The organism is Tistrella arctica, from assembly GCF_039630945.1.
GTDB lineage: Bacteria > Pseudomonadota > Alphaproteobacteria > Tistrellales > Tistrellaceae > Tistrella > Tistrella bauzanensis.
Window position 1 is genome coordinate 278,695 of sequence record NZ_JBBKTV010000005.1, and the last position, 19,954, is coordinate 298,648.

Genomic DNA, 19,954 nt, shown 5'->3' on the forward strand with positions numbered 1-19,954 from the left:
TCCCTCGATGGTGGACATCGCAAAAGGACGGGTTGGGCGTCAGCGGGTGTCGGGGGTGTACAGATGCTGGGCGCCGTCGACGCCGCGCAGCGCGAAGCGGCCGACGGAGGCGACAGGATGGCGGTCGCGGTCCAAAGTCTCGACAAAGGCCTCCGACAACAGCATTGGCCGGTCGACCGACCGACACATGGCGGCGATGCGGGCAACCTCGTTCACGGCCGGACCGACGGCGGTGAAGTCCAGCCGGTCGGGGCCGCCGATATTGCCATAGAACACCGGGCCCGCATGCAGAGCCAGATAGAGCCCGGTGGAGGGCAGCCCTTCGGCGCCACGGCGCGCCGCCACCCCCTGCAGGCCATCAGATGCCTCGGCCGCGGCAGTCAATGCCCGGACGGCGGCAGACGGGCGGTCGCCGGCCGCGAACAGCGCCAGGATGCCGTCGCCCATGAACTTCAGCACGTCGCCGCCCTGGGCGTGGATCGCGGCAACCACCGGCTCGACATGGTCGTTCAGGAACGGGATCACCTGATCCGGCGGCATGGCGCCGCTGATCCGCGTCCAGTCGCGCAGATCGCTGAACCACAGCACCGCATCCATCCGATCGGCCACACCGCGCATGATCCGCCCGGCCATCACCTGCGCGCCGGCATCGCGGCCCAGATAGGTCCGGGCGATCGTATGGCCGATGCCGGCCAGTGATGCGCTGCGGATCGCCAGCGCCAGAGACGGGGTCAACGACAGGATGGCAGCAACCTGGTGATCGTCGAAACCGCCATCTGCGCGCGTCGTCCACGATATGTAGACGCAATCCATGCCGCCCACGCCGATCCCGTCCAGACCGGTGCCGCCGAAGCGTTCGATCACCGCCAGATAGCCGGTATGCCCTTCGGCGCGCAGCCCGGACAGATAATTGAACTCCGTATCCGTCGCGGGTGTCAGGCGCCGCAACAGGACCCGGTCGCCGCTGCGATCCAGATGGCTGAAAGGGCTGGCCTCCCAGCCGGCGACATCATAATCGCGACCATAGGCGATCGGCGCCATATCGGGCTCGTCGTGCCGCCACAGGAAGGCGTGGCCTTCCAGAATCGGATGCAGCGTATCGGAGACAAGGGTGATGCCGGCGAGCGGCAGGCCCGCCGCCACCAGCCGCGTGCCGACGCCCGACAGCAGCCTCTGCTCGTCCAGCCCCGCAAGCCCCGCGTCGATGATCCAGCCGCGTATCTGTTCAAGTCCGGTCATATCGCCCTGCACCGCCATGTCTGCGCCGCATGCGCGCGCCACCTGCCTCCCTCACATCATACGCCCCTGATCCGGTCGATGCCCGATCGGAATAGAACACGCGTCAGCGAAGCACGGATTACAAAATTATCAACTTTTGGATGAACATCATGCGCGCCCATGATGTAATTGTGACCGAGGATTGTCCTAGAATAGGCCCCTTAAGGAGATGCGCGATGAAACGCCATCCGTTGCGGACGGGCGCCATGCCCCTGATCGTTGTTGCAACCATGCTGACACCGGCGCTGGCCGCGGACGCGCCGCCCGACGAGGCCAGCCGGCAGGCCTTGTTCCAGGGCCTGAACCTGAGCGTATCGCCCACGCCGCCCACGGATATTCCGGGCGGTGCCGGCAATGCCGGACTGGTGGATGCCAGCGCTTTCGCCTGGCAGGAATTCATCGCCCTGAACTGGCCGGCGCTGCAACGGAATGGCCAGGTGGTTCGTGATCAGCCCGATCCGCAGGCGGTGTTCGGCAGCCCCGGTTCCGGTCCGCTGGTCTGGGAGACCTTCCGCCATAAAGTGGAAATCTTCCCCGGCAGCAATTCGCCATCCGATCCGCCACATGGTTACAACAGCGGCACGCCCGGCGATCCGCATGGCTATAGCGCACCGCCGGTCTATGTCTATTCGCCGACGGTCTATCCCAGAGGCGGGCAAGTCGATGCCTGCCCCGGTCAACCGGTGGTGGCCCAGGCGCCCTGGATCAACCTGGACGAAACCAGCGAGATCGGCCTGACCGACATGTATGCCGGCGTGCTGAGCAATGTGGCGCCGTCCACCTCCAACTCCGCGCCGACGCAATTCCGCTATCTGGCCAAGGCCAACAGCGCCGAATACAATTACGTCGTCGACCAGAACCTTTGGTATGCCGGTCCGAATACCCCGCTGCAGACCCGCATCGACGCATGGACGGCCGGCGTCTCCGCCGGCGTGCCGGCCGATCCGGGCAGCGTCGTGACCCTGCCCGCCGGCACCATCGAAGTGAAGTCGGCATGGCGCATGCTGGCGCCGGGCGAGGATGCCAGCCGCTATCACACCAACACGGTCCGCTATTACGAAGCCGACGCCTCGGGCGTGCCCTGCTACTGGCAGGCGGAATGGGCCCTGGCGGCGCTGCACATCATCCAGAAGACGCCATCGGCGCCCTATTTCGTCTTCGCGACCTTCGAGCAGGCCGACAACATCGTCCAGCCCGACGGAACGCCGATCGAAAACGCTGCGGGCGCCATGGTGCAACAGCCGGTCTGGGCCACGCCCACCACGCCGTATCTGTTCTATCAGGATCGCGCCAACAATCCGTTCGTCGGAACCAACGATGCCTATTGCGACAATATCGGCAGCCGCCTGTACTATCACGAGATTCCAGCGGCGGGCGATGTCCAGGGCACGCCGGTCGGCGGCAATATCTGCGTCAACAAACGCTATGAGCCGATTGCCTACGAGATCCAGCAGATCAACACCATCGTCCAGAAGCAGATCCAGGACTATAACACCAGCAATGGCCTCAGCACCTCGCCCTGGCTGAACTACAAGCTGGTCAGCGTTCAGGCCGTGCCGTTCAACAAATCCGACATCGTCACCACCTTCAACAGCACCCGCCAGCGGGGCAGCTATTACCAGGCCAACATCGTGGTCGAGACCGACTACACCCTTCAGCAGTTCAGCGGCCGCATCGCCGACGACAATGCACCGACCGACTATCCCAAAGGCGGCAACCAGCCGAACTTCCAGAACGTCTACCTGCCGGAGGGGAACAGCTTCAAGACCTATCAGATGGGCGGCTGCATGGGCTGCCACGGCAATGCCCAACTCGGCGGCACCGATTTCAGCTTCCTGTTCGGCGGCAACACGCTCAGCGCCAAGCCGGACCTGCCCGATCCGGATGACGCCGTCGAGGCCCGCGCGTTCTATCGCGCCCGGTTGAGCGACCTGCTGTCGCTGCCGGCGGAAGGCACCGCCGCGAAGTGACGGATATGTTCCACACCATGCCGGCGGTGTTTGATCAGGCATCCGTTCATCCATACCGAGCCGGATCTGCGTCTCGACATCCCCGCCGTGCCCGGCTGAACCGGCCGGTCTGGTGACCGGGGCTCGCGCCCCTCAGGCCGTCATCAGTCCGGCCGTCAGCGTGCCGGGTTCATAGCCCAGACGCCGCAACATGGTCCGTGCCGTGCATTCGGCGGTGGACGTCACCGGCTTGCCCAGCTTGCGGCCGGCCGCCGCCAGCACGCCGAAACTCGGCATCTGGACGCAGGCCGACATGACGACGCAGTCGGCACCGTCGGTTTCAAGGTCGTCGAGGGCAGCAAGCAGGCGGTCGCCCGGGATGCGGCCCACTTCCTGATTGTCGGTCACGCCGAAATTCCGGTAGTCGATGACCTCGATCCCCTCGGCCGCGACATAGTCGGCGACGATCTTCGCCAGCCCGTCGGCATAGGGCATCAGCAGCGACACGCGCCGATACCCCATCTGCGCCAGTTCCGCACAGAGGGCGCCGGCAGAGGTGACGACCGGAAACGGCCGGCCATTTTCCGCCGCGATCGCACCGAGCGCCGCTTCCGAACGGCGGTGATAGCCCTGCCCCATCGCCATGATCGCGACCAGGCAGGCATAGCCCGCGACATCGATCGGTGCATCCGACAGCTCGGCGGCACAGCGCCGGCTGTCGGCATCCATCGCCGCCAGTTCGTCCATCGTCACATGCTTCATGCGCATGCGCGAGGCGTGGAAGGTGAAGCCGACATCCTCACGGGCCCGCGCCCAAGCGTTCAGAAAGGCGGGGATCTCGGTTTCCATGGTGGTGTTGGAACTGGGCACGATCTGCCCGATCCGGTGGATCCTGGGGGTCATCGGTGGTCCTCTGGGTTCGTGTGGCGATGATCGCGGCGGTTGTGGATCGCATCGAGGCTACATTCACATGCGTCAAATAATCAACGATATCGTATAATTTTTGACGATGTCGCCGGAATGCGATGCGCATAGACGGGCCGGCGTGATAGGACAGAGGCAGTGATCGGCAAAGGAGAGCGAGGCGCATGGCCAGATCGGCGAAGGTCGGGACGATCGGAATGCCGGCGGTGCAGGAGACGGAGGCAGCCGACAGTCCCCGCGACATGCGCAAGGGACTGATCGAAAAGCAGATCATGGAACAGGCCTGCATCCTGTTCGCCCGCAAGGGCTTCGACGGCACCACATTGACCGATGTCGCCGACGCCGTCGGTCTGACCCGGGCCGCGATCTACTATTATTTCCGCAACAAGGAAGCGCTGCTCGAAGCCATCGTGGTCGAGGCGACAGCCGCGCCGCTGGCCGCAAGCGCCGCATGGCGCAAGACCGCGCCCGAAGATCCGGTCGACCGCCTGCGCAGCTTTGTCGATATGCGGGTGCGCGGCATCCTCTCGCACCCGCTCAGGATGCGGATGATCGATGTCACCGAGGCCATATTGCCCCCCGAGATGGCCGAGCGGCATATCGAGGCCAAGCGGCGGGTGCTGGCCGAATACCGCGCCATCCTGCGCGACGGCATGGAACAGGGCGTGTTCAGGGCACAGGATCAGCGTGTGGCCGCCCTCGCCATCATCGGCATGGTCAACTGGACGGTGCATTGGTATACGCCGGGCCGCGGCGCCGATATCCCTGCGGTTGCGCGCCAGATCGCCGACATGGCCGTGCAGGCCGTCATCTCGCCGCGCGCAGGACGCAGCCAGATCTTGGACCCGAAGGCGGCACTTGCGGCACTGCGGGAGGATGTCGAGCAGCTCGCCCTGCTCATGGCAGCCGATCGCGGCGAGGCGTGACCCTCGCCCGGCGATGAGGCCACGCCGGAACCGGATCGAGGCGGGGACAAGGATGCGCCCGGCAGGGAGGCCGCCGGGCGCACCAGTCCGACCAGATCGCCGCCTGTAAGGGGAGAGGCAGGCCGGCGACCGGACATCAGAGCGGACGGTTGGTGCCGATGACGGTCACGGTGTCGCGCCCCCAGTCGGCGACCTCGCCATCGAGCCCGCCGGTGAACATCCCGTACCAGAGGGCCGGCTTCATCCCCAGCGCCTTGCGTTCGAAGGTCATCGGACCGTCGGTCTCGATCATCCAGTACCCCTTGCGGGGGTCCGAGACGCGATAGCCGTCGCGGCCGCGCGATGTCTCGACCAGCGGCTTGAATTCGGGCACATCCACAACATAAAGACGGGGCATCACGCGTCCTCCAGCCAGGCGTCGACCAGCGCGGCCTTGCGCCGCCACACGGCATCGATATCGGTCATCCGCGTGCCGGAGGCACGGGCCGCGTCCTCAAGGTCAATGGCGGCACGCAGTGTCAACTCGGCATCCCGCGCGTCGATCCGCTCCACATCGCGCAACCGCAACGTCACCTCCAGCGGATAACCGTTGGGGTCCAGGAAATAGATCGACTCGATGCCCTCATGCTGAGTATAGGGCGAGACGGCGATGCCCCGGGCCTCCAGCGTCTCCTTCCACCGCTCCAGCTCCTGGCGGTTCTCGACACCCCATGCGGTATGGGTGGCGGCATAGAAGTAATGATCCTCGGACAGGTATTTCTCGGGCCGCTCGGTGCCGATATAGTAGAAGAAGGCAATCGTCGCGCCGTTGCCGGCATCGAAGAAGAAGTGCAGGAAGTCGGGATGTCCGGGCTGCCCCCAGCCGCGGGCGCTGATGGTGTGGATCAGCGGCAGGCCCAGAATGTCGCGATAGAAGGTCACCGTCTCGCGCAGTTTCCACGTCGGGCGCGCGGTATGATCGACGCCATGCAGGCGGAGCTGCACCCCGTCTTCGGCAGCAGGCTTCAGGGCCGCGACATCGATGCCATCGGTCCGGTATGCGCGGTTGGTCGAGAAGGCCGTCTCCTGACGTGCCTTCTTGTGGATGAGATCAGCGGTCATCTGAACGGTCCTCTTATGGGCGGGGTCAGGCAAAGCCCTTTTCGGACAGCCAGGCCGCGATGGCATCGCCGGCCACGACCTGTCCATTGGGCTGGTCCGGATCGATGGCGCGTCCATGATGGTTGCCGTGGACGCGCAGCCTTGACTTGTCCGCAGCGCCGATCAGGCCGAACAGGTGCTCGGCATCGGCAGGGAACACACTGTTGTCACCGGTGTATTCGACCATCAGCACCGGCTGGCGGATGTCCGGCGCACATGCCGCCATCGAGGCCTTGGTGGAAAAGGCCGACCAGTTCGACAGCCAGCTTTCGGGGGTGCAGACGCGCCCGAAGCCGATCGAGCCGTAATTGCTGACCGTCTGGTTCGCCCCCCACAGCGTGCCATAGGCACGGTCCGACGGATCGAGCGAGAGGTCGAAGCAGCGCGGATCGGCATCGGTGCGCCAGACCTGGAAGATCGGCGAGAACGCGGCCATGACCTCATCCGCACGGCCACCGCCCGCTTTGGCCGCAGCACGTGCCCGGGCCTTGCGGGCCAGCAACGCCGTCGCCTTCTCGTCGATGCGACGCACCCGCGCCGCCTGTGCCGCGCGATAGCGCTCAAGAAATTCTGGCGTGTAGCTGGCCGGTTGGGGGGCCGGGCGAAATCCGTTTACGGCCGAGAACGGGTCGAGCGCCGGGTCGTTCGAAAACGGATCGTCCTCGTCTGTGACCGACGGGTCGATGCAGGCCAGCATCAAGGCCCCCTGGCCCAGATGCGACGAGACCAGGATCACGCCCTCTGGCGCCGGCATCGCCGCCCGGTGCAGGCCTGTCGGCCGGCCGCCGGGGGAGCGGGCGATCCGTGCGGCGGGCTCCAGCGCCGCCTGCTGGCAGTAGAAGGCGGCAAGCGGTCCGCCGCCTGAAATGCCGAGCAGGACGGACTGCCCGAAACCGGCCGTGCGGCGCAGAAACTCCTGGCCGGCCGCCATGTCGTGCAGCGCGGTCTCGTGCTCCAACCTGAGATCATTGCCGGGCGCGCGCGACCCTTGCACCCAGACCGCGACCCCGGCCGCCAGCAGGTCCGGCACGATGTACTGGGTCACGCCGATCTCCCGCGGATGCATCAGGCAGACGACGCTGCGCTCGCCACCGCGGCGGAACAGGAAACCGGTCACCGGCGCACCGTCGGCCGTGGTGAGGGCATGGGCGGTCATGGTGGTGCCGGCGGGCAGCCGGTCCGGATCCCATTTGGTGCCGTGCAGGCCGGCGGTGGTGGTCGCCTGCCGGATCACGGGTGCCCCGGCATGGGGGGCGGCGGTCGTCTGGTCGGTCATGGAGATTATCCCTTCGCGAACCGCGTGACGGGGGAAAGCCGGTGCAGAATCTGGGGCAGCGGCCCCGAATGCGCGGCCTGATCTTCAAGCGCGGCGCGCAAGTCAGGCGCCACATCCACGCCAATGGTGCGATCGTCCGGAGACACATGGATGGAAGTGACCCGGCCGATGAAGACCGGGCGGCCATCATCCACCCGCCGTGCCGCCGCCAGCAGATGCACCGTGCGGGTGCCGATCCCGCCCGGATGGATCTCGATGTCGAAGACGTCGCCGGGCCAGAGCGGACTCAGGAACTCGATCTCAAGCCCTTTTCCCGGTGCCCGGTGCTGAACGCCCGCCGGCAGGGCCGGCTGCACCACGTGCTGCCCGAAGAGCTGGCAGGCATCGAGCATGTAGAGCGGAAACCTCCCGGCATAGACCACGCCGGCCGGGTCGCAATCCGACCAGCGGACGCAACGGCGCACCGTGAAGGGCCGCATCGACACGACCGCCTCCTGCGGCGGCGGCAGACCGGGCGAGCCGTCGGATGCCGCCGTCATGCGCTGAGCCCCAGCGCGATGTTGTGCGCGTGGCGCGGCACGATGTGGCGGGCATAGAATTCCGGCGCATAGGCCTTCAACCGCTCGTCATCGACCCGGCCGGTCCGGGTGAGGAAATCATGGACGAAGCTGACCAGGTCGGTCTGCATCGCACCGCGGACGTCTTCGTACCACGCATAGCTTCGGGCGGTCGCATCGGTGAACAGATCGCGCACCGGCTTGCGCGCGGCGACGAAACGGTCCAGGGCCTCGGCCACGGAGCCGCCCTCGACGAGCGCGTCATGCAGGGCCACGGCGTCGTCCATGGCAAGCCGCGTGCCCGAGCCGATCGAGAAATGCGCGACCCGCAGCGCGTCGCCGATCAGAACCGCCCGGCCGTCGGTCCAGCGCTCGGCGATCCTGGCATCGAAACGCCGCCAGACCGACTTGTTCTCAAGCAGCCGCCCCCCGTCGAGCACATCGGCATAGATGTGCTCGATCAACGCCTTGCGCTGGGCATCGGTCATGCGGTCCAGGCCACACGCCGTCCAGGTCTGCGCATCGCATTCGGCAACGAATGTGCTCAAACCCGGGGCATAGGTGTAGTAGTGGGCGATGAAACAGCCGCCGCGATGATAGCGGAAGATCAGCGCGTTCGGCTTCAGTGCACGGTCGACGCCATACCAGGCAAAGCGATTGTCAAGCTGCTGTGTTCTGACAGGAAAGGCCTCGGGCCAGATCCCGCGGACCACCGAGTTGGCCCCGTCGGCACCCACGATCAGGTCATAGCCGTCCAGATCCCCGGCATGCTCGACACGCCGATCATGAACCACCTGCACGCCCACATCGGCGCAGAGGCGGCCGAGGATCTGCAACAGGGTCAGCCGCGCGATCGCGCCCGAATTGCCCGGGTAGTCCAGCAGCAGCGCCTCGCCGTTCAACCCGATCTTCTGCGTGCTTGAGAACACCATGGCCTCGGTGAGGGCGTCGACACTTTCGGGATCCACCTCTCGCAGACGATCCCGCGCGGGGCCCGCCAGCACCACACCGAAGCCGTAGGTCGCGTCGCGCGCATTCTGCTCAAACACCCGAACCTCGGCGCCCGGCTGGCTGCGCTTGATCAGCCGGGCGAAGAACAGGCCGGAGGGCCCGCCGCCAACAATGGCGATCTTCATAGTCTGGAGCTCCTTCACTCTCGCACTGGCACTGGCGTTGGCATTGGCGTCGGCATTATGGCGCCGGGCTCAGGCGGATACGGCGGCGAGCGCACGCTCTTCCCTCAGGATCGCCGCGATGCGTTCAACCAGCAGGGGTTTCGACGGCTTGCCCGATCCGGTCAACGGAAAGTCGGCCACGACTTCGATCCGTTCGGGCCATTTGAACTTGGCCATGCCGCGGGCTTCGAGATATGCGCCGAGCTGTCTCACGTCCGGCACCGGGACACCGGGAGCCGCGATCACGACCGCGCACATCCGCTCGCCATAGACCGGGTCGGGCATCGGCACACACAGCACCGCACCGATCGCCGGATGGTCGAGCAGGACACGTTCGACTTCGGAACAGTTGATCTTCTCGCCGCCGCGGCTGACGACGTCCTTCACCCGGCCGTCGAAGGTGAGGTGCAGCACGCCGTCGATGCGGCGAATGCTCATCAGATCACCGGACCTGACATAGCCGTCGGCGGTAAAGGCGTCGTGGTTGCGCTCTTCGGCGTCATAATAACCCCGGGTGGAACTGGGCCCGCGGAAGACCATCTCGCCGATCACACCGTCGACCAGTGGCTCGCCGGTTTCCGGATCCTGAATGCGAATGTCTGTATGAGGGTCGATCGGCCGGCCAACGGTATCGGACAGGATGTCGAGCGGATCGCCGATGGTGCTGTAGCAGATGATCCCCTCGGTCATGCCATAGAGGGTGACGGCGGAGGCGCCGGTCTTCTCGGCCAGCGGGCGCGCGAAACCGGCGGCGATCTGTACCGCCCGGCGCAGATCGTCCATGGAAAGCAACTGCTGCGCCATCAGCCGGTACATCAGCGGCGGCGGTACCGCCATCAGGGTCGGCCGGCGGCTGCGGATCAGGGCCGCCATGGCCTCAGGCGTGGGCGTGGGCAGGCAGACCACCTCGCCGCCCTCCCAGAATGTCGACCCCCAGTAGCACACGATCGGCGCGTTGTGCATCATCGGCGCGGCCGAGAACGACACCGTCTCGTGGCTCAACCGGTGGAACGCCCCCGCCGTCCGGATCTGCCACAGATACTCATTGTGGAAGCGCGGGATGATCTTCGGGATTCCGCTGGTGCCGCCTGAGAGCTGGAACACCGCGACCTGGGCGGGGTCACGCTCCACACCGGCGATCCGGCTGCGGGCCGCGGCCGCATCGATCCTGGCGACAAGCGTCTGCAGCGCATGGAAGCCCGGCCGGCCCCCTGCCTCGCCGCGGGCGACGATCACATGTTCAAGGCTCGGCACCGCCTGACGCATCTCGTCGGCGAACCGGGCGAAATCGAATTTCGGATCGTCGGTGCAGATGACATGGGCACGGGCGCCCGAATGACGCGCCAGATAGCCGATCTCATGCGCGCGATGCGCGGTGAGGGTGCAAACCGGAATCACGCCGGCCTTGAGGCAGGCGAGCAGGCAGAGCACCAGTTCGCGGCTGTTGGAAATCTGGAAGATGGCCCGATCGAGCGGCTGCAACCCGATCCCCAGCAGGGCGGCACCAAGCCGTGTCGCCAGATCATCGACCTCGCCATGGGTCCAGGTGCCGTCGGGATCGGTCAGCGCCGGCCGTGCGGCATGGCGCTCGGCGATCCGCTCATAGGCCTCGGGCATGGTCACATCATCGAATATCCCGAGCGCCTCGTGTCGAGCGACGTCATCCCCGGACGGATAGACGACGCCAGCGATGGGGGTCCGGACGATGGGCATGGTTTCCTCCCTTCCTTATTCGTTGAGGAGACCATAGCGCCGCCCGATCACCCTGATCAACAACTTCGTCAATTATTCTTCGTTATCGTAAAATCTCCCTGACGCGACGGCTCAGAGCATCTGCTCCAGCCGCCCGATATGCTCGCGCAGGCCGACGAGCACGGCATCGACCGTGCCGGCCGCGGCACTGTCGCGATCGAGGCTGAGCGATCGTACCGCCATCTCGGCCATGGCCTCGGCCAGTCCGGCGGTATCCGGCGGGCGCGACGCGTCGTGCCACTGCACCGTCCAGGCGGCCATGCCGATCACCGCCAGCGCCGCGACCCGATCGTCGACCGGCCGGAAGACACCGGCCAGCACACCGTCACGGATGATCCGGCGGCAATTGTTGAGATAGCGGCGTTTCGAGGTGGCATGGCGTGCGGCGAGGGCCGGCGGCAGGGCCGCCTCGGTCACCGCCATCATCCGCATGAGCACCTGACGGTCCAGAATGCCCGTCACATGGCGGCGGACCGCGTCGCGCAATTGCTCCTCCGGACCCGCCGTCGACACCCGGGACTGCGCCAGCCAGATCTCGATCGGCCGCTCCGATACCTCGGCGACGATCGCCTCAAGCAGCGCCTCCTTGTTCTCGAAATAATAGTAGATGGCGGCCCGGCTCAACCCGACCGCATCGGCGATGTCGGTCAGGCTGGTGCCGGCAAAACCCTTGCGGGCGAACAGGATGCACGCCTTGTCCTTGATCTCGCGTTCAAGCAGTGCCTTGCGGCGCTCGCGGCCCATGCCCGGTTCGTTTCCATCCGTTCCGCTCATCCGTATCTCCTGCCCGTTCTCTGGGGAATTCGCCGCGCCCGTCGTCGCGGCTGTTGACATTCCCGCAGATTTTAAACGAGATAGTTAAAAATTCCACGCAAACGTAGAAACGTGGGCATGACGGGAGAAACGACATGATGGGCACATACAGGCGCCACCGCATGACTGCGGCGGTCATCGCCGGCCTCACCCTTGCGTCAGCGCTGCCTGCCCTTGCGGTGCCGGCAGCGGCGGCGGGCCAGACACTCACCTACAGCGATTACGGCACCGAGCGTGGCGTTCAGGGCATCGCCCTCACCAAATTCGCCGAGCAGTTGCAGGACATGACAGATGGCGACCTCAAGCTCCGCATCACCTTTGGCGGCGCGCTGATCGCGCTGCGCGATGTTCTGCGCGGCGTCGGCGACGGTGTTGCGGATATGGGCACCGTCGTTGCGGTCAGCACGCCCATCGAGCTGTTCAACTTCCGGGTCGGCGACCTGCCCATGGGCAGTTCCGACCCATGGGTCGGCATGAAGGTGATGCAGGAGCTGGCCGCCACCAACGAGACCATCAAGCGCGAGTTCGCCGCACAGAATGTCCGGCTGATCGCCAATTTCACCACCACGGCCGTGGTCCTCATCTGCACCGAGCCGGTCAAGACGCTCGCCGACCTCAATGGTCGCAAGGTGCGGGCCAATCCGCCGCATTCACTGGCCTTCGAAGCCTTCGGTGCGATCCCGGTTTCGGTGGCCTTCACCGATGTCTATCAGTCGCTCGATCGCGGGCTGATCGACTGCGCCCAGACCTATATTCCGGCCATCATTCCGTTTCGCCATTTCGAGGTGGCCAAGCACGTGACCATCCTCGATTTCGGCCAGAATCTGGGCTTCGGCGCCGTGATGAACGAGCGCAGTTTCCAGCGCCTGCCGGCCGACCGGCAGGCAACGCTGCTTAAAGCCGCAAGCGACCTGGCGACCGCCAGCGCGCGCCTCAACGTCGAGACCACCGCATCTGCCAGAACCCAGCTCGAAGCGGCCTATGGCGTCACCTTCCACGCCCTTTCGGCGGACGACCACGCCCGGTTGCTCGATGCCGGCAAGATCACTGTCGATGCCTTTCTCGACAAGGGCGATCCTGCCGTGCTCGAACAGTTCCAGGCCCTTCAGGCGACCTATCAGGCGGAATTCGAGCGGGAGGGGTATCCGTGGGCGCGCAAGTAAGGGCGGTTGCGCGACCCGTGCCCTGGGTCTTCGCCGCCGAGAAGGTGCTGGGCGCGGTCAGCGTCGCGGCACTCTGCTTCTGCGTGCTCTATATCGGTATCGCCGTGGCCGGCACGCTGGCAGGCCTGGTGCCCCCGGACGAAGACCTGCTGGTGGCGGAGGCGATGGTCATCGTTGCCTTCCTGCCGCAATGGCTGCTGGTCCGGCGGCGGCGTCATGTGGCCGTCGACGCGCTGGCGCGGCTGGCGCCACGATCCGTGCAGCGGGGGCTGGATGTCCTGGCGTCCCTGTGCGGCGTTGCCGCCTATGGTGTCCTTGGGTGGGCGGCCTGGATCGCCTTCGACCGCGCCTGGCTGAGCGGCTCGCTCTATATCGGCGAGTTGGAACTCATGGCCTGGCCCGGACGCCTGCTGGTGTTCCTGGGGCTCGCGGGCGGGCTCGCCGCCTGCCTGCTCGATCTCGTGCGCAGGCTGACCGGAGGGGAGGAGACCGAATGACTCCGGCCTATGCCATGGGGGCCACCCTCATCACCGTGCTCGGTCTGGTGGGCCTGCGCGTGCCGATCGCCTTCGCGCTGATCCTGGGCGCCGTCACCGGGCTTCTGTTCATCTATGGCTGGTATCCGGGCGAGGCCTTCGATCCCGAGGCTGCCCTCCGGCCGATGATGTCGGTGCTGGCCGATGTGCCCTTCCAGTTCGTCCATAGCTATGAGTTGAGCACCATCCCGCTCTATATCCTGCTCGGCGCGCTGGCACACAAGGCGGGGATCACGACCGACGTCTTCCGCTCGATGCGTATTCTGCTGGGCCGCCTGCCGGGCGGGCTGGCGGTGGCGTGCATCTTCGGCTGCGGCGGCTTTGCCGCCCTGTCGGGGTCGAGCCTCGCCTGTGCCGCCGCCATGGGCCGGATCGCGGTGCCTGAGATGATCGACAACGGCTATGACCGGCGTCTTGCGACCGGCACCGTGGCGATGGGCGGCACGGTCGGGTCGATGATCCCGCCATCGATCCCCTTCCTGCTGTTCGCGATCCTGGCCGAACAATCGGTGGGCAAATTGCTGCTGGCCGGCATCCTGCCGGGCCTGCTGACCCTGCTCGGCTATGTGATCACGGTCCAGATCTGGGTGCGGCTGCGCCCGGATGCAGCACCGGGGCGGCCGGCCCGGGCGTCGATGCACGCGATGTGGAGCGCCATCCTCGGCCTCTGGCCGGCGACCCTGCTGTTCGCGATCATCGCGGTCGGCATCTTCACCGGCCTGTTCACCACCATCCAGTCGGCCGCGGTCAGCGTGCTGGCCGCGGCAGCGATCGGTTTCGGCCGGAAAATGCTGCGGTGGCGCGACGTCTATGAGGCGCTTGAGGAAGCGGTCTCGCAGTCATCCCAGTTGTTCGTCATGGCCTTTGGCGCCAAGGTGCTCATCACCCTGGTTGCCGCGTCGAACCTGACCGGCGATCTGGTCGAGTGGACAGGGCATGCCGGGCTGGAACCCTGGCAGATCATGGCGGCGATCGTGGTCCTGTTCCTGATCCTGGGCATGTTCCTGGATCCGTCGGGCATCCTGCTGCTGTTGGTGCCGATCACGCTTCCGATCGTCTCCGACCTTGGCTATGACCTGATCTGGTATGCGGTGATCGTGGTGAAGCTGCTCGAAATCGGCCTGGTGACGCCGCCCCTGGGGCTGAACGCCTTCATGGTCAATGCCTCGGTCCCGCGCAACTATACGGTGAGCCTGCAGCAGGTATTCGCCGGCATCGCCCCCTTCCTGGTGCTGGAAGTGGTGGTGACTGGGCTGCTGCTCGCCTTCCCGATCATCTCGCTGTTCATCCCGAACATGATGTAGACGTGACGCAAACGGGGGCGGGCGGCCTGGTCGATCAGGCGGCCTGCCATTCCGCCGTGCGCAGGAAGAAGCTGGTGAGGTTGTATTTCGTGCCGCTGACCGGTGGCGCGCCGCGATGAAGATGGGTCCAGAATGGCGGGAACAGCACCATCAGCCCCTTGGTCGGCTTGACCGCGACGCCCTGATAGGGAAATTCGGTCAGCCCGCCCTCGTCGACCGTGGCGAGATAGCACAATGCCGAAACGAATCGGTCATGCGTGTCGCGCGGACCGGCGTCGATATGCCAGCCAAAGCCCTGCCCCGGCCTGATCCGCTCGATGACCGGCGTGCTGATGGTGAAATTCGGCGCCTGAACCATCCGCTGCATCGACTGGTATTTGCCGGCATAGGCGGCCAATGCCTGACGCAGCACCTGATCGACCTCGCCTGCCAGATCCTGCCAATGGGCCCCACGCAACGAGGCCATTTCGCCGCTGCGATTGGCACTCGGGCCAGCCGCCGTGCGGCTGGGATACCGATCCTTGTCGGCTTCGAACCGCGCCACCAGCCGATCGCACAGATCGTCGGACAGCAGCTTCGGATATGCTTCGACAAAAACCGGCAATGAAGATGATCGGGACGTATTTCCAGATGTCATATCGCGATCCTGTCGAAAATTGCGATACCGCCGTGCATTATTCACATCTGGTCGGTCATTCATCACGCGAATTCCATGCTGTGACACTGGTCACAGGCGCCACATGATGCTCGGATGCTGCATACCCTTATATCGAGTCCGGCTTTTCGGGGTCAATCGTCCCGCCCATGCTTCAGACGCAGTGGTGGCAATCTTCACATTATCCCGAAAACGGGTAAAAGATCACAAAACACCCCGCCGGCTGCCCGGCGGGGTGTTGTCGTGCGTCGGTCCGGCGCGCCGGCCGGGCCGTCGGTAGACGCCGGCGATCAGAACTCGTCGTCGTCGAGCGCCATCACGGTCCTGGCACCCGCCATGGCCACCGCGAAGGCCGACAGGTGTTCAGGCAGCACCTGTTCCATGAAATAGCGGCCGGTCTTCAGCTTGGCGGTGTGGAAGGCGATATCCTCGCCCACAGCGATCTTGGCGGTGGCGACCTCGGCCATCCGGGTCCACATATAGGCCAGCGCCACCAGCGCGAACATGCGCAGATAAGGCGTCGCCGCGGCCCCCGCCTCGTCGGGGTTGGCCATCGCCTTCTGGGCCAGGCCGGCGGTCGCCTGCTGCAACCGCTGGAACGCCTTGGCCAGCGGGCCGGTGAAGTCCTTCAGCGCCGCATCGCCCTTCTTTTCGGCGATATAGGCGTCCACGGGGTGGAAGAACCGCCGCAGCAGCCGGCCCATGCCGGTCGACAGCTTGCGCCCCACCAGATCCAGCGCCTGAATGCCATTGGTGCCTTCATAGAGCTGGGTGATACGCGCGTCGCGGACATACTGCTCCATGCCGTGCTCGCGGATATAGCCGTGGCCGCCATAGATCTGCACGCCGCGATTGGCGTTGTCGAAACCGATATCGGTCAGGAAGGCCTTGATGATCGGGGTCATCAACTGAACCAGATCATCCGCCGCCTGCCGCGTCGCCGGATCGGGATGGTGATGGGCGATGTCGATCTCGGTGCCGATCCAGTATGACAGCGCCCGCGCGCCCTCGTTCAGCGCCCGCATGGTCAGCAGATTGCGCCGCACATCCGGATGCACGATGATCGGATCGGCCGACTGATCAGGATATTTGGCGCCGGTCAACGCGCGGCCGGAGGTGCGGTCGCGGGCATAATCCACCGCCCCCTGATAGGCCGCCTCGCCGATCCCCAGGCCCTGCATGCCCACCGCCAGCCGCGCCACGTTCATCATCGTGAACATGGCCTGAAGCCCGCGATGCGGCTCGCCGACCATCCAGCCCACCGCGTCGTCGAAATTCAGCACGCAGGTCGCCGAGGCCTTGATGCCCATCTTGTGCTCGATCGAGCCGCAGGCAACGCCGTTGCGCGCACCGGGCGCGTTCCGGTCGTCGGGAATGAATTTCGGCACCAGGAACAGGCTGATGCCGCGCGTGCCCTCGGGCGCATCCGGCAGCTTGGCCAGCACCAGATGGATGATGTTCTCGGTCAGATCATGCTCGCCGGCCGAGATGAAGATCTTGGTGCCGGTCACCCGGAAGGTGCCGTCATCGGCCGGCACCGCCCGGGTGCGGATCAGCCCCAGATCGGTGCCGCAATGCGGCTCGGTCAGGCACATGGTGCCCGACCAGCTGCCATCGCCCAGCTTGGGCAGATAACGCTGCTTCAGCTCGTCGGTCGCATGGGCGGCGATGGCGTTATAGGCACCGGCCGACAGGCCGGGATACATGCCGAACGCCAGATTGGCCGAGCAGATCATCTCCTCGATCACGAAATTCAGCGTCTTGGGCAGCCCCTGTCCGCCATATTTCGGATCGGCGGCGATCGAGGTCCAGCCGGCCTCGATGAAGGTCTTATAGGCCTCCTTGAAGCCGGCGGGCGTGCGGACCACGCCGTTCTCGAAGGTGCAGCCCTCTTCGTCGCCGGAACGGTTGATCGGGAACAGCTCGTTCTCGCACATCTTCGCGGCTTCTTCGAGCACGGCATCGACGATGTCGGGTGTGGCGTCCTCATAGCCGGGCAGTTCGGCGATGCGCGACACGTCGAGCACGTCATGCAGCACGAAGCGGATATCGCGCAGCGGTGCCTTGTAGGTTGCAGCCATTGGTCTGGTCTCCTCCCCTGCCGGCTCAGTTGCGCAGCGGCTTGCCGGTCTCGAGCATGTGCTCGATCCGGGCCAGCGTCGCCGGTGTCTTCAGAAGCGAGACGAAGGCCTCGCGTTCCAGCCGGGTGATGTCGTCTTCGCGCAAGGTCTCGGTGATGTCGGTATCGCCGCCCGAGAGCACGCGGGCCAGTGCGCCCGATACCACCACATCATGCGGCGTCGCCTTGCCCTGCATGTGGAAGCCCTCCACCGCCATGTTCAGCGCCACCCGTGCCGTCGGCCCCGGCAGCGAGATTTCCGCCGGCAGCGGCTTCTCATAGCCCGCCACCATCTCCAGCGCCCGGGCCTTGGCATCGGCCAGCACCCGGTCGCGGTTCATCGTGATCCGGTCGCCATCGCGCAGCAGCAGCAGATCGCGTGCCTCCTCGGCGCTTTCCGAGACCTTGGCGGTCGAGACCATCTCGAACACCTGGGCCACGGCCGGCATCGGGCCGCCCGGACGGCGCTTGTTGTTCATCCAGCGGACCAGCAGCTCCTTGCAGCCGCCCCAGCCGGGCACCACGCCGACGCCGACCTCGACCAGCCCCATATAGGTTTCGGCATGGGCCTGAACGGCGTCACAGTGCAGCAGGATCTCGCAACCGCCGCCCAGCGCCATGCCGGCAGGAGCTCCCACAACCGGGAACGGCGCATATTTCAGCGCCTTATAGGTTTCCTGGCCCATGCGGATCATGCCGTCGATCATGTCCCATGCGGCGATGTTGGACGCGAACAGGGCCAGACCGACATTGGCGCCGACCGAGAAATTATCCGCCTCGTTATAGATCACCAGCGCCTTATAGCCGCCGCGCACGATCTCGGTCGATTTGGCCGCGATTTCGAGCACGCCGGGGTCGATCGAATTCATCTTGGTGTGGAATTCCAGGCACAGCACGCCGTCGCCGATATCCCACAGGCTGGCCGAGCCGTTGCCGTCGACGCGTTTGCCGCGCCGCTTCACATCCGACAGCCGCAGCACGCCGTCGGGGATCGGCACCGGCGCATAGCCGCCAGCCAGACTGGCATACTCGACCACACCGTCATTGACCCGATAGAAGCTGCCCGTGCCGTTGCCGGCCACCGCCTCGACGATCGCCGGAACCCGTCGGCCCTCGGCCTTCAGGCGGTCGGCGAACCAGCCGGCGCCCAGCCGGTCGATCAACTCGAACGGCCCGTATTTCCAGGCATAGCCCAGGCGCATCGCCTCGTCGATCGCCGGCACCTCGTCGGCGATGGTGCCGACCAGATCGGCCGTATAGACCAGCGCCTGCGAGACCACCGCCCAGGCATAGCTGCCGCCTTCGTCCTCATGCGACACCAGCGCCCGCAGATCCTTCGCCCCCGCCTTGATGCTGGCGAGGTCAGGCTTGCGCTTCGCCCGGTATTCGCCGGTGGCAAGGTCGATCGCCTCGGTGATCGAGCGGCCGCCGTCCTTGCGCCGGCGATAGAAGCCGCCCTTGCCCTTGCGGCCGGTATAGCCCTCGGCGATCATCTTCTTGAACAGATCGCTGTCGCGATAGATGGCGTGATAGGCATCATCCGCCGGCAGGGTCGCCTTCATGCTGGCGGCGACATGCGGCATCAGGTCCAGGCCGACCAGGTCGATCAGGCCGAAGACGCCGGTCTTGGGAATGCCGACCGGCTTCGACAGCAGCGCATCGACCGCCTCGATATCCAGGCCCCGATCCATCGCCTCGACCACGGCGCCCTGCATCCAGAAGGTGCCGATCCGGTTTGCGATGAAGCCGGGCGTGTCCTTGCAATCCACCACGCCCTTGCCCAGCCGGTGATCGCCGAAGCGGCGCATGGTCTCGACCGCGTCGGCACGGGTTTCCGGGCCGGCGACCAGTTCCAGCAGCCGCATATAGCGGGGCGGGTTGAAGAAATGGGTGATCAGGAAATCGGCCTTGAACGCCGCTGACTGCCCTTCGACCAGATGGCCGAGCGGAATGGTCGAGGTGTTCGACGACACGATCGAGCCGGCCTTGCGCACGCCATCGAGGGTGGCATACAGCCGGCGCTTGATCTCGACATTCTCGATCACCGCCTCGACGATCCAGTCGACATCGGCCAGCAGGTCGAGATTGTCGTCCAGATTGCCGGTGGTCACCAGTCTGGCGCGGCTGGGATGCATGAAGCTTTTGGGTTTTGTCTTCAGCATCTTCTGGACCGCGCCCTCGGCCAGCGCATTGCGGTTCGCGGCCCCCTTGGGCACGATATCGAGCAGCACCACCGGCACGCCGGCATTGGCGATATGGGCCGCGATGCCGGCGCCCATGACGCCGGCGCCGATCACGGCCACCTTGTTGATTTCGGTCATCTCAAAGCATCTCCGGTCGCGTTGCCAGCCATGAGCGCGTTGGCAGCCATGGGCGCATTGGGAACC

General features: G+C 65.7%; 17 protein-coding genes. 5 read left to right on the top strand and 12 right to left on the bottom strand.

Translation table 11 applies throughout. The features are described from left to right. Positions 1 to 39 precede the first annotated feature (39 nt). Complete coding sequence (locus tag WG924_RS12880) at positions 40 to 1,239, bottom strand: adenylate/guanylate cyclase domain-containing protein (protein ID WP_345933446.1); 1,200 nt, start codon at positions 1,237 to 1,239, stop codon at positions 40 to 42. Between the two features lie 215 nt (positions 1,240 to 1,454). Here WG924_RS12880 and WG924_RS12885 point away from each other — a divergent pair, with 215 nt between their 5' ends. Continuing rightward, positions 1,455 to 3,248 (top strand): hypothetical protein, encoded by a 1,794-nt coding sequence (locus tag WG924_RS12885; protein WP_345933447.1) that lies wholly within the window; start codon positions 1,455 to 1,457, stop codon positions 3,246 to 3,248. 132 nt (positions 3,249 to 3,380) lie between these two features. Here WG924_RS12885 and WG924_RS12890 read toward each other — a convergent pair whose 3' ends face one another. Then, complete coding sequence (locus tag WG924_RS12890) at positions 3,381 to 4,130, bottom strand: maleate cis-trans isomerase family protein (protein WP_345933448.1); 750 nt, start codon at positions 4,128 to 4,130, stop codon at positions 3,381 to 3,383. Between the two features lie 185 nt (positions 4,131 to 4,315). Between WG924_RS12890 and WG924_RS12895 the strand changes: the two genes are divergently transcribed. Further along, a complete protein-coding gene (locus tag WG924_RS12895) occupies positions 4,316 to 5,077 on the top strand; it encodes a TetR/AcrR family transcriptional regulator (RefSeq protein WP_345933449.1) in 762 nt (253 codons plus the stop codon). A gap of 136 nt (positions 5,078 to 5,213) precedes the next feature. On the opposite strand, the gene WG924_RS12900 is transcribed toward WG924_RS12895, so the two are convergent. From WG924_RS12900 to WG924_RS12930, 7 genes are all read right to left on the bottom strand, one after another. Beyond that, positions 5,214 to 5,474 (bottom strand): hypothetical protein, encoded by a 261-nt coding sequence (locus WG924_RS12900; RefSeq protein WP_345933450.1) that lies wholly within the window; start codon positions 5,472 to 5,474, stop codon positions 5,214 to 5,216. After that, positions 5,474 to 6,178 (bottom strand): VOC family protein, encoded by a 705-nt coding sequence (locus tag WG924_RS12905; RefSeq protein ID WP_345933451.1) that lies wholly within the window; start codon positions 6,176 to 6,178, stop codon positions 5,474 to 5,476. Before WG924_RS12905 ends, WG924_RS12900 begins: the two co-directional genes overlap by 1 nt. A 25-nt stretch (positions 6,179 to 6,203) precedes the next feature. After that, positions 6,204 to 7,493, bottom strand: a complete 1,290-nt coding sequence (locus WG924_RS12910; protein ID WP_345933452.1) for an alpha/beta fold hydrolase — start codon at positions 7,491 to 7,493, stop codon at positions 6,204 to 6,206. Positions 7,494 to 7,498: 5 nt separating this feature from the next. Then, entirely contained in the window at positions 7,499 to 8,032 is a 534-nt protein-coding gene (locus WG924_RS12915; RefSeq protein ID WP_345933453.1) for an acyl-CoA thioesterase, read from the bottom strand. Next, positions 8,029 to 9,186, bottom strand: coding sequence for an FAD-dependent monooxygenase (locus tag WG924_RS12920; RefSeq protein ID WP_345933454.1), 1,158 nt, complete (start codon positions 9,184 to 9,186; stop codon positions 8,029 to 8,031). The genes WG924_RS12915 and WG924_RS12920 overlap by 4 nt, the downstream gene beginning before the upstream one ends. 69 nt (positions 9,187 to 9,255) lie before the next feature. Beyond that, positions 9,256 to 10,842, bottom strand: a complete 1,587-nt coding sequence (locus tag WG924_RS12925) for an AMP-binding protein (RefSeq protein WP_345933656.1) — start codon at positions 10,840 to 10,842, stop codon at positions 9,256 to 9,258. 207 nt (positions 10,843 to 11,049) lie between these two features. Further along, the gene (locus tag WG924_RS12930) at positions 11,050 to 11,751 is read right to left on the bottom strand and encodes a TetR/AcrR family transcriptional regulator (RefSeq protein ID WP_345933455.1); all 702 of its coding nucleotides are present in this window, start codon (positions 11,749 to 11,751) and stop codon (positions 11,050 to 11,052) included. 161 nt (positions 11,752 to 11,912) lie between these two features. Between WG924_RS12930 and WG924_RS12935 the strand changes: the two genes are divergently transcribed. From WG924_RS12935 to WG924_RS12945, 3 genes are read left to right on the top strand one after another with little or no spacing between them, the layout of a single operon-like run. Next, positions 11,913 to 12,953, top strand: coding sequence for a C4-dicarboxylate TRAP transporter substrate-binding protein (locus WG924_RS12935; protein ID WP_345933456.1), 1,041 nt, complete (start codon positions 11,913 to 11,915; stop codon positions 12,951 to 12,953). 17 nt (positions 12,954 to 12,970) lie between these two features. After that, entirely contained in the window at positions 12,971 to 13,450 is a 480-nt protein-coding gene (locus WG924_RS12940) for a TRAP transporter small permease (RefSeq protein ID WP_345933457.1), read from the top strand. Continuing rightward, positions 13,447 to 14,793, top strand: a complete 1,347-nt coding sequence (locus WG924_RS12945; protein WP_345933458.1) for a TRAP transporter large permease — start codon at positions 13,447 to 13,449, stop codon at positions 14,791 to 14,793. The genes WG924_RS12940 and WG924_RS12945 overlap by 4 nt, the downstream gene beginning before the upstream one ends. Before the next feature lie 34 nt (positions 14,794 to 14,827). Here the strand turns inward: WG924_RS12945 and WG924_RS12950 are convergent, their stop codons facing one another. The 3 genes from WG924_RS12950 to WG924_RS12960 form a co-directional block, all read right to left on the bottom strand. Continuing rightward, a complete protein-coding gene (locus tag WG924_RS12950) occupies positions 14,828 to 15,397 on the bottom strand; it encodes a 2OG-Fe(II) oxygenase (RefSeq protein WP_345933459.1) in 570 nt (189 codons plus the stop codon). 341 nt (positions 15,398 to 15,738) lie between these two features. Beyond that, on the bottom strand, positions 15,739 to 17,529 hold the full coding sequence (locus WG924_RS12955; protein WP_345933460.1) for an acyl-CoA dehydrogenase C-terminal domain-containing protein: 1,791 nt from the start codon (positions 17,527 to 17,529) through the stop codon (positions 15,739 to 15,741). 25 nt (positions 17,530 to 17,554) lie between these two features. Continuing rightward, positions 17,555 to 19,888: a 3-hydroxyacyl-CoA dehydrogenase/enoyl-CoA hydratase family protein gene (locus WG924_RS12960; RefSeq protein WP_345933461.1), complete on the bottom strand. Its 2,334-nt coding sequence runs from the start codon at positions 19,886 to 19,888 to the stop codon at positions 17,555 to 17,557. Positions 19,889 to 19,954 lie beyond the last annotated feature (66 nt).

Bases quoted from the DNA above. Each gene is read 5' to 3' on its own strand.
- WG924_RS12920 (WP_345933454.1), bottom strand. From the start codon at position 9,186: ATGAAGATCGCCATTGTTGGCGGCGGGCCCTCCGGCCTGTTCTTCGCC.
- WG924_RS12910 (WP_345933452.1), bottom strand. From the start codon at position 7,493: ATGACCGACCAGACGACCGCCGCCCCCCATGCCGGGGCACCCGTGATC.
- WG924_RS12960 (WP_345933461.1), bottom strand. From the start codon at position 19,888: ATGACCGAAATCAACAAGGTGGCCGTGATCGGCGCCGGCGTCATGGGC.
- WG924_RS12935 (WP_345933456.1), top strand. From the start codon at position 11,913: ATGACTGCGGCGGTCATCGCCGGCCTCACCCTTGCGTCAGCGCTGCCT.
- WG924_RS12915 (WP_345933453.1), bottom strand. From the start codon at position 8,032: ATGACGGCGGCATCCGACGGCTCGCCCGGTCTGCCGCCGCCGCAGGAG.
- WG924_RS12955 (WP_345933460.1), bottom strand. From the start codon at position 17,529: ATGGCTGCAACCTACAAGGCACCGCTGCGCGATATCCGCTTCGTGCTG.
- WG924_RS12890 (WP_345933448.1), bottom strand. From the start codon at position 4,130: ATGACCCCCAGGATCCACCGGATCGGGCAGATCGTGCCCAGTTCCAAC.
- WG924_RS12925 (WP_345933656.1), bottom strand. From the start codon at position 10,842: ATGCCCGAGGCCTATGAGCGGATCGCCGAGCGCCATGCCGCACGGCCG.
- WG924_RS12945 (WP_345933458.1), top strand. From the start codon at position 13,447: ATGACTCCGGCCTATGCCATGGGGGCCACCCTCATCACCGTGCTCGGT.
- WG924_RS12895 (WP_345933449.1), top strand. From the start codon at position 4,316: ATGGCCAGATCGGCGAAGGTCGGGACGATCGGAATGCCGGCGGTGCAG.
- WG924_RS12930 (WP_345933455.1), bottom strand. From the start codon at position 11,751: ATGAGCGGAACGGATGGAAACGAACCGGGCATGGGCCGCGAGCGCCGC.
- WG924_RS12900 (WP_345933450.1), bottom strand. From the start codon at position 5,474: ATGCCCCGTCTTTATGTTGTGGATGTGCCCGAATTCAAGCCGCTGGTC.
- WG924_RS12885 (WP_345933447.1), top strand. From the start codon at position 1,455: ATGAAACGCCATCCGTTGCGGACGGGCGCCATGCCCCTGATCGTTGTT.
- WG924_RS12905 (WP_345933451.1), bottom strand. From the start codon at position 6,178: ATGACCGCTGATCTCATCCACAAGAAGGCACGTCAGGAGACGGCCTTC.
- WG924_RS12880 (WP_345933446.1), bottom strand. From the start codon at position 1,239: ATGACCGGACTTGAACAGATACGCGGCTGGATCATCGACGCGGGGCTT.